Here is a 22,786-nt window from a genome sequence, read left to right on the forward strand (position 1 = left end):
GATAAATAAATCGAAAGAATAAAAGAACAATATGGCAATGAAGATAAATAGCCCTTATACGGCTGCAATTACGGGTGGAGGTTTTTTACTTAATGAGACGCTTGCTCTGCTTCCTCTCTTGCAAAGTGAAGATCGAGAAGAACTTCTCAAAGATGAACGATTGAACAACCGCGTACTGCTGATTAATGCTGAAACATCGAGGAAAAGAGCTATTGCAGAGATTAGCCGCCGTTATGATGTGATGCCTCCTGCTTTTTGGCAGGACTTCTTGGTGATGACTTCGGTAGAACAGCCCATCGCCCTCTTCTTTGTGTTGTTGAAAACGTACAAAATACTCTTTGACTTTCATGTAAACGTAACGATACGTCGTTGGAACAGCGTTGCTAAGTCTGTAAACAACGATGATATCCTCATGGAATTTAATGAGATTTCAGCTCGTGATGCGTTTGTTGATTCATGGAGTGAAGCAACGAAGAACAAAGTGATTAGTGCTTATTTATCAATTTTGCGAAAGATAGGAATGCTCAACAGGGATTACCAACTACAAGTGCCCTATTGTACCAATTATCCGTACTATTTGCAGATTGGCGAACCTTGGTTTCTGGAAGCATGTTTGTTGCAGCCCTATCAAATTGAAAAGATTAAAAACAGTTTGCTATGACGATAAAAGAACTGGATGATAAACTTAATAGTCCCGGATTTCAGGATACAGAAAACGGCGACTTATTCTATAACTTCTTCATCTACCAATATCCGGCAGAGAAGGAATATGATATCCGTAAGCAGATACAGGAGTTTAAACAAAACCTTATCCGTCCTACGAATTATGTGGATGTGCTCACGCTCGACTTGTTTGAAGAGTTCTGTAACTACCTCAATGGACAAAAGTTTCTCAAGTTCGACTCCATGCTGCAATATTTGCTCGAGAAAGAACAGGAGCAGCCCGATACGAGCGATAAGATTTTTAGCACATTGGAGCGTCATGCCCATAGTGAGAAGTTCGTGAAATATCTGCATGAACGGATCGTGGCGCATATCACGATTGATGATGAATACCGTCGCCCATACGTGTTTATGTATGGCATCGGCACCATGTATCCTTATCTACGTGCCAATGAACTTTTGGCAAAGTACGAGGATTACAATGAGACCGGACGCTATAAAATCATTCTCTTTTATCCCGGACATCGGGAACAAAATTCATTCAAACTCTTTGATACCTTAAATGACCATCATACTTATCGTGCAACCCTTTTAATAAACGAATAAAACGATGCAACTACAAGACCTGTATATCAAATCCATTAATCGTCCGGTCAATCCGGCAGTTTCCGCTACCAAGTTCGATAAAGATACCATTGATATTGAAATCAAGGAATACGTTTTTACCGATGAAATCCTCAATGGACTTTATCGCATTCTGAATGCTATTAAGAACAACAAGCCTTATGATCATGTAGGTATTTGGATTGATGGCTACTACGGTTCGGGTAAATCTCACTTCTTAAAGTACCTCGACTACTGTATCACTCCCGAAACCCGCGATGTAGCCTTAGAGCGTTTACTTGATGCTGTGAAAGAAATTGATCCTTTTGATGGTAAGCATAACCTTCAGTTTGAGTTTTCACAGATTCAAGATATTGCTTCGTGGCTCAAGATTGCAACTATCGATACCTGCATCTTCAACCTAGAAACTTCCTACAATGCGGCTACCGACAAGAAGAAGGCCTTCTTGCAGGTATTTTGGGATGAGTTTAATGGCAAACGTGGACTGAACAAGTTTAATCTCACCTTAGCACAGCTTTTGGAAAAACCGCTGATGGAGCGTGGGCTGTTGGAACAATTTAAGGAGGTAATTGCCGAGATGGGTGGCGATTGGAATAATCCTAGCGAGGCTGCCGATTTGGTGGATCAAGCCTTGGAGATGGTTGTAGATGCCGCTACCAAACTTAATCCACAGTTTGACCGCAACTCCCTTTACAACCATATCGACAAGCGTGACTATGCCATCAGCATCGAACGCTTCGGCATGGAACTGGCAGACTATATCAAGGACAAAGGCGAAGATTATCGTTTGATATTGCTTGCCGATGAGGTGAGCCAGTTTATCAATAAGGAACGCGACCGTTACTTGAATCTGCAAGAGATTATCACTAAACTCTCTGAATCCTGCCACAATCAGGTGTGGGTGGCTTGTACAGCCCAACAGGACCTCAGCGAGATTATGGACGACTGTAATATTGGTGAAGAAAAGGACAAGGAAGGAAAGATTAAAGGTCGTTTTGAAGTGAAAGTATCACTCAAAGGCACGCAGCCCGAAGTGATTACACAGAAGCGTATCTTGGAAAAGAAGCCGGAGGTGAAAACCGACTTAGCTGCCATGTACGAGCAGCAGCAAGGAGCCTTCAGTCTCCAGTTTAAGTTACCAAATGCGTATAAGAGTTACGATACGGAGACTGACTTTATCGACTTCTACCCCTTTGTTCCTTATCAGTTTAAGCTTATCATGCAGGTGTTCGACTCTTTCCTTGCTTTGGGGTATGTGGCTAAGGAGGTGAAAGGTAACGAACGAAGCATCATCAAGGTGATTCACGCTACGGCTAAGGCTTCCAACAATGCTCAGGCCGAAGTAGGTAAGTTCGTTTCGTTTGATGAACTTTACAACAATATGTTCGAGGAGGGTTTGCAGGCCCGTGGACAGAAGGCTGTGGATAATGCTATCCGCATTGCCCGTACCTATGCTGACCCGAAATTGGCTGTACGTGTAGCCAATGTCCTCTTTATGGTTTGCAATATTTCGCAAACTGACCAACTAGTTTTCCCGGCAACGCTCGACAATATCACCACGTTGCTGATTAACGATATGACCACGCCTCGCCTCAATCTGAAGAATGAGGTAGAAAAGGTGGTCGATTTCCTTTGCGACAACAACATCATCCGTCGTGAACAAGGCCGTCAGGGTGCACCCGACTTCTTCTCGTTCTATAGCGAAGAGGAAATGAAGGTAGCCGAGTTGATTAAAAGTCAGACTGCTGATAACAACCTACAAGCCGGTGAGCTGAAAGAAATCTTCAATCGCTACTTGAAAGGATTGAAGAACAAGGAACAATATAAAACTCGTTCGTTTGCCGTGGGAATGACCATCAATCAGCGCAACTACCTCAGTAATAATCCCGATGTAGTGCTGGAATTTATGATGGATGACGACTATGATACACCTGAACAACTTGCTCTGCAAAACCAGACCAATCGGTTGGTGTATTATGTGGGGCCACAGTTCCGTGCCAATGCTCGTTTGCGTAACAACTTCTATTGGTATTGCAAGGTGCAGAGCTATATGACCGCCAACCCTGCTACCAGCGACGAGAATGCTGCTGTGCGCGAAGAATTTAAAAAACGTGCCAGCGAAGTGATGACTGGCATTATTGAGAGAGAGTTCCAAAAGATTCTCGACACCTGTCCTCTAGTAAGTGGTCTCTCTGTGATTGATGATGTAGAGTTGGGTAATAAAAAAGGGAATGACCGCTACTTGGCTGCTATAGAGAAACACCTCTCCGGTATCTATACCAAAGCAGGACTGGTAGATTTACCGCAAATCCCCCCGAAACAGCGATAAACTCAAGACAGCTATCCTTCGTCCCGTGAATCCGGGTGATTACGAGGGATTAAATGACTCGCTTACCGAAGCAGAACATGAGGTGGAAATTTACCTCAACAAGCAATACGAGGAGTTGAATGTGGGTGATGTGGTAGCCAAGTTCTCTAAAGCTCCGTTCGGTTGGGATGGCATTTGTACTCTTTATGTAGTGAACGAACTCGTACGCCGGCATAGGCGTGACTATAGTTATAGCAATAATCCCAATGTGGAGGTGAGTATTGTAGCAAACCGTTTGCTGAGCGAAACCAACAAGTTTACCATTCGTCCGGCTATAACCATTTCGTCCGAGGTGATTAATGGTTTCATTGCCGCTTGGAAGAACATCTTTGGTGTGAGCGAATCTTTCTCCACTACCGATAGTACACAACTATTCCGTCTCAGTCGTGAGAAAGAGAATGTACGAAGTGTGGAGAATGTAGTAGCACGCTACAAGCTGCTCTACAAGGATATTGCCGCATACTCTTTCAGTGCACCGCTCGACGATATGGTGACCTTGCTCGAAGGTTGGCTTGCCGAGCGCGATCCGTTGAAGTATTTCCGTCGTGTGATTGATGAACAGCAGCAGGCGCGCACCCTCTTCGATACTTGTAAAGAAGTCGTGCAGTTTGTCCAGGATCAGATGGGCAATTATAAGGATGTGCTTCACTTTGTACGCGATAATCGGGATAATTTTAGCTTCGTACCTGTAGAGCTTCACGAGGCAGTTACGCAGTTGATGGGAATAGAGAATGCAACATGGCCTATCGGTATACGTACTTATATGAAGCTTCGCAACACCCTTGCCGGAGCCATCGATGCTAAGCGAACAGAACTTCGCAAACAAATTTCTGAAGAATATGCCAAAACGTATGCCCAGTTGGAGCAAGGCTGCAAGGAAAACGAGGTATCGACTTCTATTCTTTCAGATCAAGAGGTTATAGTAAAACTCAAAACACAATCGGATAGCATTCCTGTGTTGCAGACCAACCTCGATACCAATGCATTCTTTGCAGAGCAAACGGCGAAGATATTGGCTGCAAAACCGAAGCCTAAACCTATGGTTGGTGATGACAAAAACAAGAAGGAAGAAACTTTCGATAAAAAGTATCCTACACAGGTAGCTTTAAGCACTCGTACTACTTTACCTATTGGCTCAGAGGCTGATGTGGATAAGTATTTGGCACAACTCAAGAAGCAGCTAATGGCACATATTGACAAAGGCGAGACGGTAATGATTATCAAATAATGAAATGAAGGAATGAGATAGATGGATACTAATAGATTAAAGAAATTTGCTATTGAAGCACGCAATATACTAAAGGCGGGTATTGCCGCCAAACTCACCAGCTTGGGCTTCGACAACAAAGGCGAAGTGGCTGAGAATTTACGTCCGCAACTCTTGCAGGGCGGTACGCTTTGGAACGGACGGACTCTTTCCGAAGGGTTCTTTCACCAATGGATGCGCCTCTATGAGGAGGTGCAGGCTAAGGGTGTGAACGAAGTATACGAGCAAGCAGCTTACACATGGTTTAATCGTCTGGTAGCCATTCGTATCTTACAGAAGAACGGACTTTGCGAACCGGTAAGTACATACGCCGACTCTGCACATACCCCGCAGATTGTAAACCAAGCCCGGCAAGGGCTCTTCCCACCAATGGAGGAGGCGAGCAAACGTCACCTCTTGGAACTCCTTGATGACGATACGAAAGTTACTGAACAATTTGCTGTGCTTTTGGTGGCATGGTGCCATGCCAACCCTATCCTGCAACGCTGCTTTGGCACTATGGAGGACTATACTGAACTGTTGCTTCCCGCCAATATTTTGGCGGAGAATGGTTTTATCGACCTCTTGAACCACACCGGGTTTATAACCGATGAGGAGTTTCGTTCGCCCGAACTGATTGGTTGGCTTTATCAGTTCTACATCAGTGAGCGTAAGGATGAGGTGTTTGCCAAGAAAGGTAAGTTTGAGGCTGATGAGATTCCTGCCGCCACACAGATTTTTACGCCTAACTGGATTGTGAAGTACATGGTGCAGAATACGGTGGGACGCATCTATCTTGATAACAATCCTTATACCACTTTGGCTTATAAGGAGAAGTGGCAATACCTCGTGGAGCCTGCAGAGCCGACTCCTGCTGAAGCTATTCTTCATTATAATGAACTGACCGATTTGAAAGTGGCTGATCTTGCTTGTGGTTCGGGACATATCCTTAATGAGTGCTTCGATTTACTCTATGATCTTTATATCACTGAAGGTTATACTCGTGTCGAAGCCATAACACATATCTTCCAAGATAACCTCACGGGTATCGATCTCGATCCTCGCGCACAACAACTTTCGCTCTTTGCATTGACGCTGAAGGCTTGCCAACGCGATCATAGCTTTGCAGATGCACATTGCTTGCCACGGGTGCTGACGATGCCGAAGGTACAATTGCCTTTGCCCACTGATACTCGATTAGCGGTTGAGATTGATGCAGTCAATACTTTGTTGAAGGATGCCGAGTCTTTAGGTAGCATCATGAAGTTTGACCTTACACCTGCTGCTCGTGAATGGGTGGCATCGCGGGCTGAAGAGAATGAAGCGGCAGCGTTGGTGATAGCGTTGACAGAGCAGTATGATGCTTTGGTGATGAATCCGCCGTATATGGGGGGAGGTAATATGAATGAGGTGTTGAGTAAATATGTGAAGAAGAATTATGAGGAGGCCAAAGCCGACCTTTTCTCTGTATTTATGGAGGTTGCCATTGAACAACTAAAAGTACACGGTCGTTATGGCATGATTAATATGCAGAGTTGGATGTTTCTTTCTTCGTTCGAGAAACTTCGCAAGACTTTGCTCGACCATTATCATATTGAGAATATGCTTCACCTTGGTCCTCGCACCTTCGATGAACTAAGTGGTGAAGTAGTTCAGAATACAGCTTTTGTAGTTGTAAAGCATAGTTCTAACCAAGGTGGAATGTATTTTCGTTTGGTGGATGGGAAGTGCTGTGCGGATAAGGAACAGATGTTCTTGCATGTTGCTGGGCAAGAAACAAAGATATACTATCCCAATGTGCCGCAGGCTAACTTTGAGAAGATTCCGGGATGCCCGATTGGATATTGGGTGAGTGAGAAGATAATTTCATCTTTTTCCAATGAAAAGCTTTCTAAATTTGTGGATTCGTCTGTTGGAATACAAACGGGTGACAATGATAGATTTCTTCACTTTTGGTGGGAAGTGGCATATACTACTATTGTTTTTAATATTTTGTCCAAAGATGAAACGTATCAGTTAAACAAATGGTTTCCATATAATAAAGGTGGTTCCTATAGAAAATGGAGTGGGAATGATGAGTATGTAATCAATTGGCGTAATGATGGTGAGGATATTATCAACAATAGCAAAGTTACAAGTCATCATTGTCAACAATACGCAGATAAACTGAAATTTAAACCAATGATAACATGGTCTAGAATATCTACGGCATCACCTTGTTTTAGATATAAATCCAATGGGTATTTGTCTGATATGGCAGGTTTTAGTCTTTATCCAACTAATGTTGAAACAATGAAATATATGCTAGGGCTTGTGAACTCTCCGTTATCAAAAAAATATCTTGAATTACTTGCACCTACATTAAATTATATGATTGGTCCCGTAACGTCAATACCGTACATTGAGATTGAAGAAACTGCAGCGATTGATAATAAGGTTCAGCAAAATGTTTTTATCAGCAAACTCGATTGGGACGCTCATGAAACTTCCTGGGATTTTCAACAGAACGAACTTATTTCCCTTATAAAATTCACAGAACAAGACCTTATAACAGAATCATTGACTGCTTTACGTAGTACTACTGCACATAGTGATGTAGGAGCACAGCAAGCAGACGAAAACCCTTGTGAAGTCAGATTGCAGGATTTGATGGAATGTTATCATCAGAAATGGAGTACCCTCTTTATGCAGCTTCACGCCAATGAAGAAGAACTTAATCGTCAGTTCATTGACATCTACGGTCTGCAAGATGAGCTTACTCCCGATGTGCCTTTGAATGAAATTACCATCTTGCAACAAGGTGAGGTGAGCATTGAGGACAATGTCGTGAAGTGGCACGATGAAGTAATATTGAAGCAACTCCTCAGTTACGCCGCTGGTGTATGGATGGGCCGCTACCGTCTTGATAAGCTGGGGCTGCATATCGCTCACTCCAATCCCATAACCGAAGAATTGGTTCCTTATACCTACTACGGTCACATCATCGAGATAGATGATGACGGCATTTTCCCCTTGATGGCCGCTGATAGTGCCTTCACCGATAATGCCTGCCTGCGCACCGCCCAGTTTGTGAGCGATGTGTTTGGCGCAGAATATCAGGTGGAGAACCTCAACTATATAGAACGCACCCTCGGCAAGACCATCGAGCAGTATTGGCAGAAGGAGTTTTGGAAAGATCATAAGAAGATGTATCAGAATCGCCCCATCTACTGGCTCTTTGCAAGCAAGAAAGGTACCTTCCAATGCATTGCCTACCTGCATCGCATGACGCCTTATACCCCAGAGCGCATTCGCAGTAAATACTTGCTGCCCTTTATTGAAACGTTGAATCGCAAGATTGCTGAACTCACTACTCGTGCTGCCGACCTTAGCACGGTTGAGCGCAAGAAGCTTGATACCCTGAACAAACAGCTCGAAGAGTGTCGCGAATACCACGACCGTTTGGCGGTAGTAGCCGAACAAGCCATTCCGCTTGATCTCGATGATGGTGTGGTGGTGAACTATGCAAAGTTGGGGGATGTTGTAGCAAAGTTGAAATAAAAACGTAAAATATGGAAGATAAGAAATATATTACTCAGAATCAATTAGATATTGATTTTGTAGAGAAAGAGGACATAAATGGTGAAATGGATGCTGATGTCATAACAAAGCCGTTTAATCCTAATGATATTGATGTAGATATTGCTACGGTCAATCTTGGTTCCGTTATAGAGCAGTTGGAGAATGAAGAAATAGAGCTCCAGCCGGATTTTCAGCGTGCGGCAGATGTTTGGGATAACACAAAGAAAAGTAGATTGATAGAATCCATATTATTAGGACTACCCTTGCCTTCTTTCTATTTTAGTGAGGATTCTGCAACTAAAAAGTTATCCGTGATTGATGGCTTGCAACGCCTGTGTGCTATTCGTGATTTTATACTAAAGGGCAAGGACAAAGAGGAGAATGACAATAAGCTTGAAGACGAGAATCCTTTGGTTTTACAAAACTTGCAATTTTTGAAAAACTTTGAAGGGAAAACTTATTCGGAGTTGGAACGCCCCGATGTAAGGCGTATAAAAGCATTAAAAATAACAATGAATATACTTCGTAAGGCCACACCAAATGAAGTGAAGTTCATTATATTCCAACGTGTAAACACCGCAGGAGAACCTTTGACTCAACAAGAAATGCGTCATGCCTTAAATCAAGGAGAAGCGGCTTCCTTTATAAAAGAGTTGGCAGAAATGGATTCTTTTGTAAAAGCGACCAAGCATTCGGTAAAAACCAAAAGAATGGAAGATCGTGATTTTGCCAATCGCTTTGTAGCATTCTTTATTGGTTATAGCGAATACAATGGAGAATTGGATGCTTTCTTAAATGATAAGATGGGTGAAGTGAACAGAATGAATCCGGAGCAGCGAGAATCCATACGGCAAGCTTTTGATAAGTCAATGAAATGCTGCTATAAAATTTTCGGTGATGATTCTTTTAGAAGAAGACTCAACGAGAATGATTCCAGAAAACCTATTTCTAAAGCTGTATATGATACGCTGAGCGTAAATATAGCCTGGTTGACAAATGAAGAAAGGTGTAAGTTAATGGCCAATGCGGATATATTCAAAGAGGGAATGATGGAGCTATTTAACGATAAATCATTTAACTCTGCAATTACTACAGGTACAGGTCAAAAATATAGAGTTGAGTTACGTTTTACACGGGTAAAAGAATTAATCAGAAAAATAATTGAATCATGATTACGAACTTAAACATCAATAACTTCAAGCTGCATAAACAAACACAGCTTGATATAAAGGGACTGACTATTTTAACAGGAATGAACGGGATGGGAAAATCAACTGTTATACAGTCGTTGATTTTATTACGTCAGTCGTTTATGATGAATGACTTGGATGCTGGTCTCAATTTAAAAGGAGATTTGTGTGATGCTGGAATATCAGGAGAGTTGGCTTGTCAATCATCTGATGAGCATTCATTAAAGATTGAATTGAAGTTCTCGCAGCAGGATGATTTGACGTATGTTTTTAATTATCCGGATAATATAATGGATACGTTGCTGCCAAGTGTAAAAGGCAATATAGTAGATAAGAATATTCTATCAAAGTATTCATTATTCAATGAATATTTCCAGTATTTGAGTGCCTTCCGGTTTGGTCCTCAGAAAAGTTATAATCGAGATACCTCTTTAGTGGTAACAAAGAAACAGATTTCTAAAATTATGGGGCAGTGCGAATATGCTGTGCATTTTTTAGAGCAATATAAGAATACGGATATTCCTGTGAAGGAATTGGCTCTGATAGATAAAAATGATGTAACACCCGATTTAAGGTTGATTGTGCAAGTAGAACGATGGTTACGTATGATTTCTCCTAATATAAAAATTAATATTGAGCAATCGGGTGAAGATTTTAAATTGAAATACAAGTTCAATCGAGAAGAAAATACGATTACTGAAGATATAACTGCACTCAATACGGGCTTTGGTGTTACTTATGTGTTACCTATTTTAATAGCCATACTGAGTGCGCAGAAAGATGCTGTCATTCTTATAGAAAATCCGGAAGCTCATATTCATCCTAAAGGTCAGGCTATACTGATGGAACTGATGGCAAAAGCTGTTGCTAATGGTATCCAAATCATTTTAGAGTCACATAGTGACCATATCATTAATGGCAGCCTTGTAGCTGTGAGTAATGGGTTGATTACACCTGAACTCTTATCCATTTATTATTTCAACAGAGAAGAGCATCAGCATGTGGCTATTTCTCACCCATTAGAAATTTCAAAGAATGGTCATATCAAACGTCCTCCAAAAGGTTTCTTTGACCAGATAGACATTGATTTGAAAACTTTGACAGGATTCTAAAATGGAGCACAGTGAACTTTTTATAATATTCCCTTCTTATAAAGAGGTAGAAGAGAAACCGCATTATCTAAAATCCGTAGATGTGATGTCTATGGAAGATATCAGTAAAATAGTTAACTGTTTGGATGAAATGATTCATTTCTTTCAAAATGAGAATTATGATGGTTATTACGATGGAAAGAATGTACAGGCATTCCTTTTTCCATTTGAAATAGCCGAAGATTATTATCCGAATATAAAAACTCGTTTTCGTGTATTGATGGGGAGATGGGGCGAAAATTGGCGGAATGATAGAAAACAAAGCGATACTGAAAATTATTATTATTATCATACGGAAATAAAGGATGATACCCTCTGTGAATTGACAAAACGTAAAAAAGATTCAGCTGATGAAAGTACGTTTTTGTTGATAAATCATGAAGCATTTTCTTGCTCTGAAGACAGAATTAAAACAAAATGTGATGATGAGGACTTTGAAATTGAAGTTGGGAAAGCTGAAATAAAGTCTATAGCAGAATGGTTTGAAATCAATCGGATTCCCCAAAGAACATTTCATTTGAATCCTAAACATGGTGAATTTGGCAAAGGAGCACATCCTTCAAACAAAGGAGAAAAAGTATCTGTGTTAATGTGTAGCAAGGGTGAAGCTGGTATCTTGTTAAAAAAGGCGATAGGCGAAGATTTAAGAACATTATATTTTTATGATGCGAAATACAATCAATACATCGAATTCAAAAGAGAAAGCGAAAATGTTTACCATGCTTTTCATTTAGACAAGGAAGATGAGCAACTAATTCCTAATAATATCAAAGATGCGATTAAGAAACTATTTTAATAATAGTAATTTAGAGTATCTTAAACGTATAAAAAAGGAGACGATGACAATAAAAGACATACTGAAACTCAGAGACCTCGGCGAAGTGAGCAAGGTGCAGTTCAAAGAACGTATCTTGGATAAATATGATATAGGCTGTGAGCTGGTTGGCATGAGTAATGCTCGCGGAGGGCAACTTGTCATTGGTATTAACGACAAGACAGGAGCTTTTAATCCGTTGTCGTATGCCGAAGTGCAGGAAACCACCAATCTTCTGAGCAATATGGCTTCGGAGAATGTGGTGCCCAATATCCTACTTGAGATAGATACGGTCAGCGTTGAAGGCGGCAGTGTAGTGATAGCTACTATTAAGGAAGGAATTAACAAGCCCTACCATGACAATAAAGGTATCGTGTGGATGAAAAATGGAGCGGATAAGCGTAAGGTTTTTGATAATGCGGAGTTGGCGGAGATGATGACCGAGTGCGGTAGTTTTACTCCCGATGAAGCCGCCGTTAGAGATGCCACGTTGGATGATTTGGATGAAGACACTATCAAGCAGTTCCTGCAAAACCGTTTTGCTATGGTATTGGAGAAAAAAGGAATGATTGGCGATGCTTTGCAGGAAGCGTCACTTGATGAGATAGCCAATGCGATTGCCAAAGGACATGATCTTAATAAACTGATGCGCAACTTGCGTTTTATCCGTCCGGATGGGAGCCTTACAGTGGCTGCCATATTACTGTTTGGTAAGTACACCCAGCGTTGGTTACCTGTGATGACAGCAAAGTGTATCAGCTATGTCGGTAACTCTATTGGAGGCAAGGTCTTTCGAGACAAGGTGAACGATGCAATAATGGAAGGAAATCTTCTGCACCAATTTGAGACCATTATGTCTTTCTTCACTCGCAACCTCAAGAATGTACAAGTGGAAAAAGAGTTCAATTCATTGGGCGAGCTTGAGATTCCATACGTGAGCCTGATGGAGTTTGTAGTAAATGCACTGGTCCATCGTTCGCTGAATTGGAAAGTTCCCATACGTATCTTTATCTTTGATAACAGAGTGGAAATTCACAGTCCGGGCACGTTGCCTAACGGCTTGCAAGTAGAAGATATTACCAATGGCACCTCGATGCCCCGTAACAACTTCCTTTTTAGCAATGTCTATCTTCTTCCCTATACAGGTGCAGGTAGTGGTATTCAACGTGCCTTGGAGGAAGGAGTGCAAGTAGAGTTTACGAATGATGAACGGATACATGAGTTTCTAACTACCATAAAGAGGAACAAAGACTTGGATAGTAATCTAGCTGACTCTGACACTACCCCTAACACTTTTTCAGAGCAATCAGACATAACCCCTAACACTTTCGATGAATGCCCTAACACTTTTTCGGAGCACTTAGACATTACCCCTAACACTTCTGATGAATGCCCTAACACTTTTTCGGAGCACTTAGACATTACCCCTAACACTTCTGATGAATGCCCTAACACTCATCAGATGAAACTTACCAATAAACAAAAGGATATAGTAAACTTTTGTAGTGTACCGAGAAGTAGTCGGGAGATACTTGAGAGGGTAGGAGTGAAATATCATAATAGTAATATCAAAAGATATGTTACTGAATTAGTAGATGCAGGGTATTTGGAGCGAACCATTCCCGATAACCCTTTTGATATGAATCAAAAGTATAAAAAGAAGCAATCATTATGACTCAAGAAAGAATATACAGTTATTTTCAGCGTAACCCACAGTTGCATGTGCTTTTCATCTTCGACAAGGCGAATATCATTATGAATGATTTGGCAGACTGTTCGTGGGAAACTGAATATATCTATAAAGTATTTGATGGAGCTTGGTTCAACACTAAATACAACATTGAATACGCATGGAAAGAGAAACGTGTGGTATTACTCTTCCCGTTAGGCACCTATCCCATAAGTGAGGAACAGCAGCTCAGATTCCCTCTTATGGACATGTTGAAAGCTAACATGGAATATAAAGAGGAAGATTATGCCGCGTTCATGCAACAATATAAACTTCCAGAGAAATATCGAGGCTTTATCAGCCGCCATATCGGTGAATTGATGTCGAATAAGATAAATGCAATGCTGAAAGACCGGTTTACGCCGGAAGCATTCAGTGAGGATGTAGTGCTTTGTGGTTTTATTTCTTCTTATCTGGGTGAAAAGAGACTCTTGGAATGGGAAAACATTATCATAAGAATGTTCATACTCGGATTGGATTCAGAAAATAAGAAACGGTTGGATTTCTATCATAAGTTGGAGCGAAACAAGGATGCCAAGACAGCGGTTGATGAGCGTTTGACTAAGATATTTGGATTCAGTTACAAACCCAACCAAGAGGCGAAGGTGAAAGAGTTGGTGGAGAGTTTGAAGTATAATAGCATCACCCAACTTCTTGATGTGATTGCCGATGATCCCTACAAGGCTTACAAAATAAAGAGCAGTATAGCACTTGAACAAATGAATCGTATCTATGAACTGGGCACACATGACCGGGAGTTTGTAGATAAATTCATGAAAGTGATGAAAGAGTTAGGTGCTGATATTCGTGAAAGGGAGCTGACTACCATTTATGGTATGGATGCCTCCTTCTATTACTTGACGGAAGAATTAGGTTGGCCTATATTGCAAGAAATTGCCGGTAGCAAACTCGTGACAGAACCTGCAGAAATGCAAGAACGTTTGCGCTTGCTTTCCCAAAAACTTCCTGCCGATAGTGTGCTTCAACAAGCTATAAGCTTCTTGATGCAAATGGCCTTCTATTATGAAATGGTAAGAGGACTGGGCAGCTTGAAGTTGAATACTCCGGAAGCTTATGTGCAACTCTATACGAACGACTTGTATAGGCTTGACACCTTCTATCGTTGTGCATTGGAAGAATATCATGAATTGTTGTCAAAGGATGTTCCTATACTTACTTGTTTGAATGGACTGAAACAACAGTTTGATGGAGAGTATGCACGTATGGTCAATGTCTTCAATCTGGAATGGATGACCTGTGTGATAGAAAAAGGGAACTACTTTAACGACCTGTCGTTGAAAAAACAAGAGGATTTTTATGCAAATGAATGTGTCAGCAACAGTAAGCAGGTAGTAATCATCTCTGATGCACTACGCTATGAAGTGGCGGCGGAACTAATGCAAGAACTGGCTAAAGAGAAACATATAGCGAAACTATCTGCTTATCGGGCAATGCTGCCTACTGAAACCAAATACTGCAAGCCGGTTCTTCTGCCTCATACTTCGTTGATATGGAAGAATAAAGAAATGCTGGTAGATGGCATAGTATTAGATACGTTAGAGAGTCGATCGGCACAGGTGGACAAATACAAAGAAGAGGCTTGTTGCGTGGACTACGAAACAATTATAAAAGCAGATCAAAAGACAGCACGTGAACTATTTAAACGTCCGTTAGTCTATATTTTTCATGATACAATTGACGCTGCTAGTCATGGGGCTGGATCCGGAGATGTAATTGCGGCATGTCGCAAGGCTATTGAACAGCTCGCTGTGCTGATTCGTCGTCTTCATGCCTCTTGGAATGTGACGAATGTTGTGCTGACAGCCGACCATGGTTTTCTCTACAATGACGTGGAATTTGCAGAGAAGGATAAACATGCGGTGACGGTTGCGGGTATTATCGAGAAGAAAACGCGTTACTACGTGAGTGATCAAGTTAGCGCGCAAGAAGGGGTGGTGACAGTGCCATTGGACAAAGTATCGGGTATGAAAGCCGAGACTCCTATATATATAGGAGTACCTATGGGTACCAACCGTTTGGCTGCTTCTGGTGGATACAGCTTTGCCCATGGCGGAGCGACCTTGCAGGAAATGCTTATTCCCGTGATTCATAGTTCGCAGAAACGCTCTGATAAGACTAATAAAGTGGGTGTGGCATTGGTTGATCACAACCTCGTGATGGTAAGCAGTAGATTGAAATTTCAATTGATACAAAGCGAAGCGGTTTCCATGACGGTAGTTGAACGTAAGGTCGTTTGTCAAGTGTATCAAGGCGATACACCCGTAACCGGAAAGCAAACCATTATGCTTGACAGTGCTGATACGATCAATTTGAATAATAGAGTATACGAGGTTGTGCTGACCTTGAATCATTCAGTACATTCAGGTATGCTACAACTACGTGTGTATGATGAAGAAGACTGTTTGAATCCACTTATTCGTGAAGTGGTGAAGAATAATACAATGATAGAACAAGACTTTTAAGTATTAGTGATTAAGTTTTTTGATATGACACTACAACAGAAAATAATGAATGCTTTCATAGGTAAAGTGGTTCGTAAAGATTTGGCTTTTCTTGTAAAGGGAGGGCTCCCTGTACCTACATACGTATTGGAGTATCTGCTTGGGCAGTATTGCGCCTGTGATGACGAAGCAACCATAGAAGAAGGCTTGGAAAAAGTGAGACAAGTGATTCAAAACAATTATGTGCATCGCGCGGAGTCAGAAGTCATTAAGGGTAAAATCCGTGAGCAGGGTCGCCATCGTATCATTGATAAGGTGACTGTTACTCTCAATGAAAAAGCGGACGAATACCAAGCTCATTTTGCTAACTTAGGTCTTACTAATGTGCCTATTGGCACTCAATATGTGACAAACAATCCCAAGCTCTTATCAGGAAATGGTGTTTGGTGTATCGTCACTATTGGCTATATATCAGGCGAAGATATTAAAGTGCGCTGGGAAATTCAAACCCTGAAGCCTGTACAAATATCCAATGTAGATGTTCAAGATTATATAGATAAACGCAAGAACTTTACCACGGAGGAGTGGTTGGACTTCATGATGCATACCGTTGGGTTGAACCCCGACACCTTAAATCGTCGTGAGAAATTCATTTCGTTAGCTCGTCTGCTCCCTCACGTTGAGAATAATTTTAACTTTATGGAGCTGGGGCCTAAAGGCACTGGCAAGAGCCATGTCTTTCAGGAGCTGTCACCATACGGTGTTTTAGTGAGTGGTGGTGATGTGACCAGTCCTCGTCTGTTTGTTAAAATGAGCGGTAATAAAGAGATTTTAGGACTGGTGGGCTACTGGGATGTAGTGGCTTGGGACGAATTTGAGCAGCAAAAAGGTCGCGCCATAGATGCGGTATTGATTGATACCATGCAAAATTATCTGGCCAATAAATCATTCAATCGTGGTAAGGGTACGCATGAGGCTTCCGCTTCTATTTGCTTTGTGGGTAACACGAAGCATACGGTTCCTTATATGCTAAAGAATAGCCATCTTTTTGAATCAATTCCTACCTCGTTTATCAAGGGGGCTTTTTTAGATCGTATCCACCTCTACAACCCGGGTTGGGAGATTAGGATGCTGAAGAAAGATAGCTTCTCAAAAGGATACGGTCTGATTACCGATTACATAGCAGCCATTATGCACGAACTGCGCAATAAAGATTTGACAGCATTATTGAAGGATTATGCTAAGTTTGATGGTTCCCTTTCTGAACGTGATCACTTGGCTATTCGGAAAACATTTTCCGGCATGGTGAAGTTGATTTATCCGGATGGTAACATGACGGACGAAGAGGCATTTGAGTTGATAGACTTTGCTGCCGAAAGCCGAAAGCGCGTCAAAGATCAGTTGTATATCGTGGATGAGACGTTTAATGCAGAGCCTGCTAAGTTCAGATATGTACGTGAGAAGGATGGTGTAGAGATTAGTGTGGAGACTTTGGAGAAGGTGAGCAATGAAGGAACTGAAACAACAATACAAGTAGAGCCTTCTTCAGAACGGCAGTCTCGCAAAAGATTCATTTCTTTGCAGGAAAAGAATCTGTTCTTCCGTCTGGGACAGACCGGTGTCACTTATCAGTCTCTCTTCGCCGAATATCTCAAGGATGCAACTGAAATTACGATTGAAGACCCGTTCATCCGAACGAGTTGGCAAGTAAAGAATCTCATGGAGTTTCTGACGATGCTCATTGATACCCGCGACGTAGACGACCTTAAAGTGCATCTGGTGACCAATGAGGAAGAAGATAAGTTACCTGATCTCATAGATAAACTGGATGACATAAAAGACGATATGATTGGCTATGGCATTGAGTTTGATTATAACTTCCGTGAATTTCACGATCGTTGTATCAAGACCGACAATGGTTGGGTAATTTCAATGGGGCGTGGACTTGATATATACGAGAAATATAGTCCGTATTCTGTTGCAGCCACTCGGCCGGATAAACGTAAATGCAAAGAGTTTATGGTTACATTCACTAAGGATAAATAGATAAATATGAGTAAACTAAGTAAGTCTTTCTATTCTTCCACTGGCATTATCTAGACTTACAAAGAAAGAACCAAATCTGCTAAAAGAACGGCTGTTTCTGATTCATTTTTTGGTGCATCTTTGGGCTTCCATGCTACAATGAACCGTACAGATGCGGATTTCACCTTATAACCTCTTTCTTCCCACTCTGATAATGTGTCTTGCATTTTTAATGATAACCTTGCTACAGGTTTATTAGTTGATGAGCTATACAAAAAGAAATCATTATAATTCAAAGAATCTCCACCTCTTAATGCTAAAACTTCCTGCTTACGTTCTTTGAAGAATCCTAGATAGACATCTTTATGAGAGAGTTGTAGTACAATTTCTTCGGGCATGTCATACTGTCGTTGGTCGACAAAATATCGGTCTGTACTTAAACGATTAAAGCAGTCACCGTTCGTATGTATAAACAGCCGGTTTTTCGCACGAGTTATTCCTACATAGTATTTGCGCATCAGATAGGCATCTTTTGAATAATTATCAGATACTAGTATATACACGTCGTCAAACTCTCTACCCTTGGCTTTATGAATGGTTGATACCACTACTTCTGCTCCTGAAACATCACAAAAGTCTTCCACCGATGATTCAAATACAAACTCTTTGAAGTCACAGAGGTATTTTGCTTTGTTGGTTTGTTCAAACTGCTCTACACAACGCTTTACATATGTCAGACTTAGACTACCATCATAAGCAGAAAAGGTTGCATGTTTGGCTTCCTCCCATAATTCTTCTGGAATTAGAGGCGTTTTTGCTCGTTTGTCTATGTACCGCAAGAGATACCTTATTTCGGCCATATTCCAGAAGCGCAAACCGTCCATCGACTGTATTAATTTGCTATTTATGCCATGTTTCCGCAAAAGAGCCATCAGGATAACAGCCTCTTCGTTTGTTTGGGTGAGTACACACGAAGTACCTTTGTCTTTATGTTGAAGTAATTTTTCAACGAGCGGCTGATACATATACTTTGATTGATGGCGTGTTACTTCGACCCAACCCTCTTCTTTTCTCATGGAGATAATTGGCGTACTTTTTATTCTTTTATCAATGGTTCTCAAGAATCCGTTGGCAAAATTCACCGGATGGTGTGCACTGCGGTAATTTTCGGTCATCTCGACAAATTTACTTCCGCTTTCTTGTGTTAGTCGGTACATATAGTCGGAATCAGATCCACGGAATTCATAGATGTTTTGGTCATCATCTCCCACTGCTATCACACGCATTTCCTCGTTGTTGGCCATCAAAGCCCTTAACAGTGTATATTCTTCGACTCCCATATCCTGAGCTTCGTCTATGACCAGTACCGTCTTGCCTATTTTGTTTGGCTCTACTTCTCCTTGACAGATCATTTCGGCTGCTTTTGCAACGACACTTTTTGCATCTTCAAGATTTCCTATCCGCCCCAAAAGGTCGAAACAATAGGAGTGGAATGTCTTTATTTCAATAAAATGGGCTGCATTGCCTATCAATTCCATGAGTCTCTGTTTGAATTCAGTAGCCGCTGCCCTTGAAAATGTCAACATCAGAAGTTGCTCGTGTTTTACGTCTTCAAGTAGCAGAAGTGAAGCAAGTTTGTGAACCAATACTCGTGTTTTTCCGCTGCCTGGTCCGGCTGCAACCACAATGCAACGTGAATCCTTATCGGAAATAATCTCCATTTGACGTTTGGATAGCTGCCCGAACAATTGCTTGTATTTCTGTGGCGTCAAGTTACGTTGTATTTCGCTTACTCTGTCCCCTTTGAAGTATTTTGTGACAAACTTCCTGTAATCCATTTGGAAATAGTCTTGAACATATCGTAAGGCTGCGTTGTAATCCCTCACCATCAGATTGGCATATTCGCCCACAATATGTACTTGCTGAATCTTCTGCTTGTAGAATTCGTTGAGCATCCGGTAATCATCCTGCTTGTATCTTGATTTGTTATCCTTTATTCTTTGGATATTCATGGCGTTATAAAGAACCAAGAAGCCGCCTTCAAGTTTTAGTGCACCGATTTTTGATAAGTACAGAAGTGCTTCTTCCACGTCTTCCAATTGAATGTCATCAAGTCCGCTGAAAAGGGATTGGGGCCTTGATTTTATTTGATTCAGAAGTTCTACTATAGAGAATTGGATAGCCTTATTGGGTGAATTTTCCTTTTCCGTATCTGAGGCGATCCTGTATAGCCATTCTATGGCGAAACGACTTATTTCCAATCGTTTTTCAAAACGCTTGATGGTTGATTCCAAGTCTGTCTGACGACTTATTTCTATATTGCGAACCGCATCTTCTTTCTTGCGAGTATAGCCCTTGATAGTGAGGAAATAGAGTAGTGTCCGAATATCTTTTTCTTTGGATGTATTGATCCCGTTGTTTACTGCATTGTCATTCAATTGCTTGCATGATATTCGCAAAGACTCGTCAGGAATATGGCTGAGGATATATTGTTCAAGTTTTGCAAAATGTTCGAGGAGTGTTTGCGACTTTCGTTCCGAGTCACCTGCATCCAGCAAATAGGCAGATATATCTTTGCTGTCTGCCAATATGCCTTCTTGTCGCATTCGTTCCACTACGGATATTACTTCTTTTTTGCTTATTCCCAAAATGTCTGCCAGATAATCAATCCGCGACTCTGCTTCTGAATCTTGGGCTTTGGCAATGTGTTTTTGGGATATCAATGATTTGATGATTCGGACTGCCTTTTCTATTTCGTCACGGTCGAAGAGTAATGACATTGATATACGCTTTCTTGCTTCCATCCATATTCTTTACCGTGATGCCTGTGGCATATACGTGAGGCACATTATTTCCTCTTATCAAGTATCCACTTTGTTCCAAAGCTGCTAATGCTGTTCGTACGCGGGTTTCAATATCAGATACCGAATCGTCCCATCCTGCCTGCCGGGCAATTTCCAATGCAGAACAGCTGACTTTCATACGTTGTCTGGTAAGGTCTTTTATGGCTTTCCATACCTGTTGTATTTCACTGATGCTTAGTTTTGTTTGGTTCAATAGTATAAAATGCTTGTCCAAATCATTGTCACTATAAAGCACATAACAACGTGCGCTGAGGCTGGGATCACGACCGGCTCTACCTGCTTCTTGAACGTAGTTCTCCAGCGAATCGGAAATGTCATAATGTACGACAAGACCGACATCTTTTTTGTCGACTCCCATACCAAATGCAGACGTAGCTACGATGATGTGTACTTGGTCATTCATGAATGCGTCTTGGTTGGCAATTTTTTCATCTGATTTCATTTTACCATTGAAAGGTAGTGCCTTATAACCGTCACGAGTCAATTTGATTGCCAGTTCTTCAGTCCGTTTGGTACGTGATACGTAAATGATTGTCGGACAATTGGATTCAGCCACAAGTTCTCTTAACTTTAAATATTTATCATTGTCACTATCGGCATGTATGACGGAATAATGCAGATTTGTTCTTAAGGCTGTTGATGCGAATAATTCTAAGTCTAAATTCAATGTTTGTTTGAAATAGTCGCAGATGTCTTGTACTACTTTTTGTTTTGCCGTAGCCGTAAAGCAGGATACGGGTATTGGATTCTTGCATTTTTTCTTTTGCTGGTATTCCCGGATGAATTTACCTATGTAGAGATAGTCAACCCTGAAATCCTGCCCCCATGAAGAAAAGCAATGCGCTTCGTCTATCACAAATCTTACAACATGGCGTGCTATCAATATTTTCTCGATAGTTTTTGAACGAAGCATTTCGGGAGATATATACAAAAGTGAGGCTTCTCCGTCTTGGACTCTTTGTATGGACAGTGCTCTTGTGATGGGGTCTAACATTCCATTTATGGTCACGGCATCCGTGATGCCTCTATCGGCAAGGTTGTCTACTTGGTCTTTCATTAGTGACTGCAAGGGGGAGATAACAACCGTAAGCCCATGCACAGAACGTCCTGCCATGAGTGCTGGTAACTGGAAGGTAAGTGATTTGCCTCCACCAGTAGGAAATATCGCCAGCAACGATTTGCCTTTTACCGCAGCTTGAGCTGCTTGTTCTTGCAGTGGCTCGCCTTCGTATGTTCGAAAGCGTTCATATCCGAAAAATATTTTTAAGTTATGAAGCACGTCCAGTTGCGTATTGCAGTAGTCACAGCCTTCCCGACAACTGGTGTGGCGCAGGAGTTTTACAATAAATTCCACTTCCGGATAATTGTAAAGTACCCATCCGGGAGTGATGGAACGATAATCAGTAGTATCAATTAGAGCCAATGCGTATGCCAATCCGCATGGATATTGTTCGATGAACATGTCAAGATCAGTATGTTGGCAAATCTTTCCTACATACAGTTTTTTTATAAGTTCAGGTATTCCTTCATTGATATACTCCGCATTCATTATGCTGAGAAATCCCTCAAACTCTTTTTTGCCCTTTAGTAGCGATGCGAATAGTATGCGCTTCTCTTTCGGCAATGAATTCCAGCATGCTATTTCGTCCAGTAACAAGTCGTTTGCTTTCTTGCAATCGTTCACCGGATTGTTCATCTGTTCACTAATCAGTTTGTCATCTTTCACAAGCCTGTGGTAAGGGCGTTCCGGGAACAATAAAGGCGAGACATAAAGTGTATCAACTAAAATCCAGCGGCATGTTTTGTCTGTGAACAGATATTTGGCATCATGATGAATGATATTGTGACCGCAGATGTAGTCTATATCACAAAGAAAATCAAACAATTCATCTTTGGAAGTTTTATGGAATGTCGTGCCATCGTGTAGGAGTGCCCCTATATCATGAATTTTATGATCTTTCAAGCCAACTTCAACATCTACTATGGCATAGTTTGGGGCACTAAATGGTACTGATGTAATTTTATTACCGATGACATTGTTTCTATCCTCAGTTTTCTTGATTCCTATGAGTCTGCTCCATATTGACAT

11 protein-coding genes and 1 pseudogene are annotated in these 22,786 nt (G+C 41.4%); 11 read left to right on the plus strand and 1 reads right to left on the minus strand.

Annotated elements, in window-relative coordinates:
- Nucleotides 1–31 precede the first annotated feature (31 nt).
- The 11 genes from NXX38_RS14285 to brxL are packed head-to-tail and all read left to right on the plus strand — an operon-like array spanning nt 32 to nt 17,854.
- Complete coding sequence (locus NXX38_RS14285; RefSeq protein WP_258979856.1) at nt 32–661, plus strand: DUF1819 family protein; 630 nt, start codon at nt 32–34, stop codon at nt 659–661.
- Nucleotides 658–1,269: a BREX protein BrxB domain-containing protein gene (locus NXX38_RS14290; RefSeq protein WP_074557115.1), complete on the plus strand. Its 612-nt coding sequence runs from the start codon at nt 658–660 to the stop codon at nt 1,267–1,269. The genes NXX38_RS14285 and NXX38_RS14290 overlap by 4 nt, the downstream gene beginning before the upstream one ends.
- A 4-nt stretch (nt 1,270–1,273) precedes the next feature.
- The gene (gene brxC, locus NXX38_RS14295) at nt 1,274–3,616 is read left to right on the plus strand and encodes a BREX system P-loop protein BrxC (protein ID WP_258979859.1); all 2,343 of its coding nucleotides are present in this window, start codon (nt 1,274–1,276) and stop codon (nt 3,614–3,616) included.
- A 25-nt stretch (nt 3,617–3,641) separates the two neighbouring features.
- Nucleotides 3,642–4,883 carry a hypothetical protein gene (locus NXX38_RS14300; protein ID WP_258979861.1) on the plus strand — a complete coding sequence of 414 codons (1,242 nt, stop codon included), beginning with the start codon at nt 3,642–3,644 and terminating at the stop codon, nt 4,881–4,883.
- A gap of 21 nt (nt 4,884–4,904) precedes the next feature.
- Nucleotides 4,905–8,441 carry a BREX-1 system adenine-specific DNA-methyltransferase PglX gene (pglX, locus tag NXX38_RS14305; RefSeq protein WP_258979863.1) on the plus strand — a complete coding sequence of 1,179 codons (3,537 nt, stop codon included), beginning with the start codon at nt 4,905–4,907 and terminating at the stop codon, nt 8,439–8,441.
- A gap of 11 nt (nt 8,442–8,452) precedes the next feature.
- A complete protein-coding gene (locus tag NXX38_RS14310) occupies nt 8,453–9,634 on the plus strand; it encodes a DUF262 domain-containing protein (RefSeq protein WP_258979865.1) in 1,182 nt (393 codons plus the stop codon).
- A complete protein-coding gene (locus tag NXX38_RS14315) occupies nt 9,631–10,764 on the plus strand; it encodes a DUF3696 domain-containing protein (RefSeq protein ID WP_258979867.1) in 1,134 nt (377 codons plus the stop codon). Before NXX38_RS14310 ends, NXX38_RS14315 begins: the two co-directional genes overlap by 4 nt.
- Before the next feature lies 1 nt (nt 10,765).
- Nucleotides 10,766–11,599 (plus strand): hypothetical protein, encoded by an 834-nt coding sequence (locus tag NXX38_RS14320; protein ID WP_258979869.1) that lies wholly within the window; start codon nt 10,766–10,768, stop codon nt 11,597–11,599.
- Between the two features lie 43 nt (nt 11,600–11,642).
- Nucleotides 11,643–13,292, plus strand: coding sequence for an RNA-binding domain-containing protein (locus NXX38_RS14325; RefSeq protein ID WP_258979870.1), 1,650 nt, complete (start codon nt 11,643–11,645; stop codon nt 13,290–13,292).
- Nucleotides 13,289–15,829 (plus strand): BREX-1 system phosphatase PglZ type A, encoded by a 2,541-nt coding sequence (gene pglZ, locus NXX38_RS14330; protein ID WP_258979872.1) that lies wholly within the window; start codon nt 13,289–13,291, stop codon nt 15,827–15,829. Before NXX38_RS14325 ends, pglZ begins: the two co-directional genes overlap by 4 nt.
- Nucleotides 15,830–15,853: 24 nt before the next feature.
- The gene (gene brxL / locus NXX38_RS14335; protein WP_258979874.1) at nt 15,854–17,854 is read left to right on the plus strand and encodes a BREX system Lon protease-like protein BrxL; all 2,001 of its coding nucleotides are present in this window, start codon (nt 15,854–15,856) and stop codon (nt 17,852–17,854) included.
- 56 nt (nt 17,855–17,910) lie between these two features.
- Here brxL and NXX38_RS14340 read toward each other — a convergent pair.
- Nucleotides 17,911–22,786 (minus strand): annotated as a pseudogene (locus NXX38_RS14340) (RecQ family ATP-dependent DNA helicase).

The organism is Bacteroides sp. BFG-637, from assembly GCF_024793605.1.
GTDB classification, from domain to species: Bacteria; Bacteroidota; Bacteroidia; order Bacteroidales; family Bacteroidaceae; genus Bacteroides; species Bacteroides vicugnae.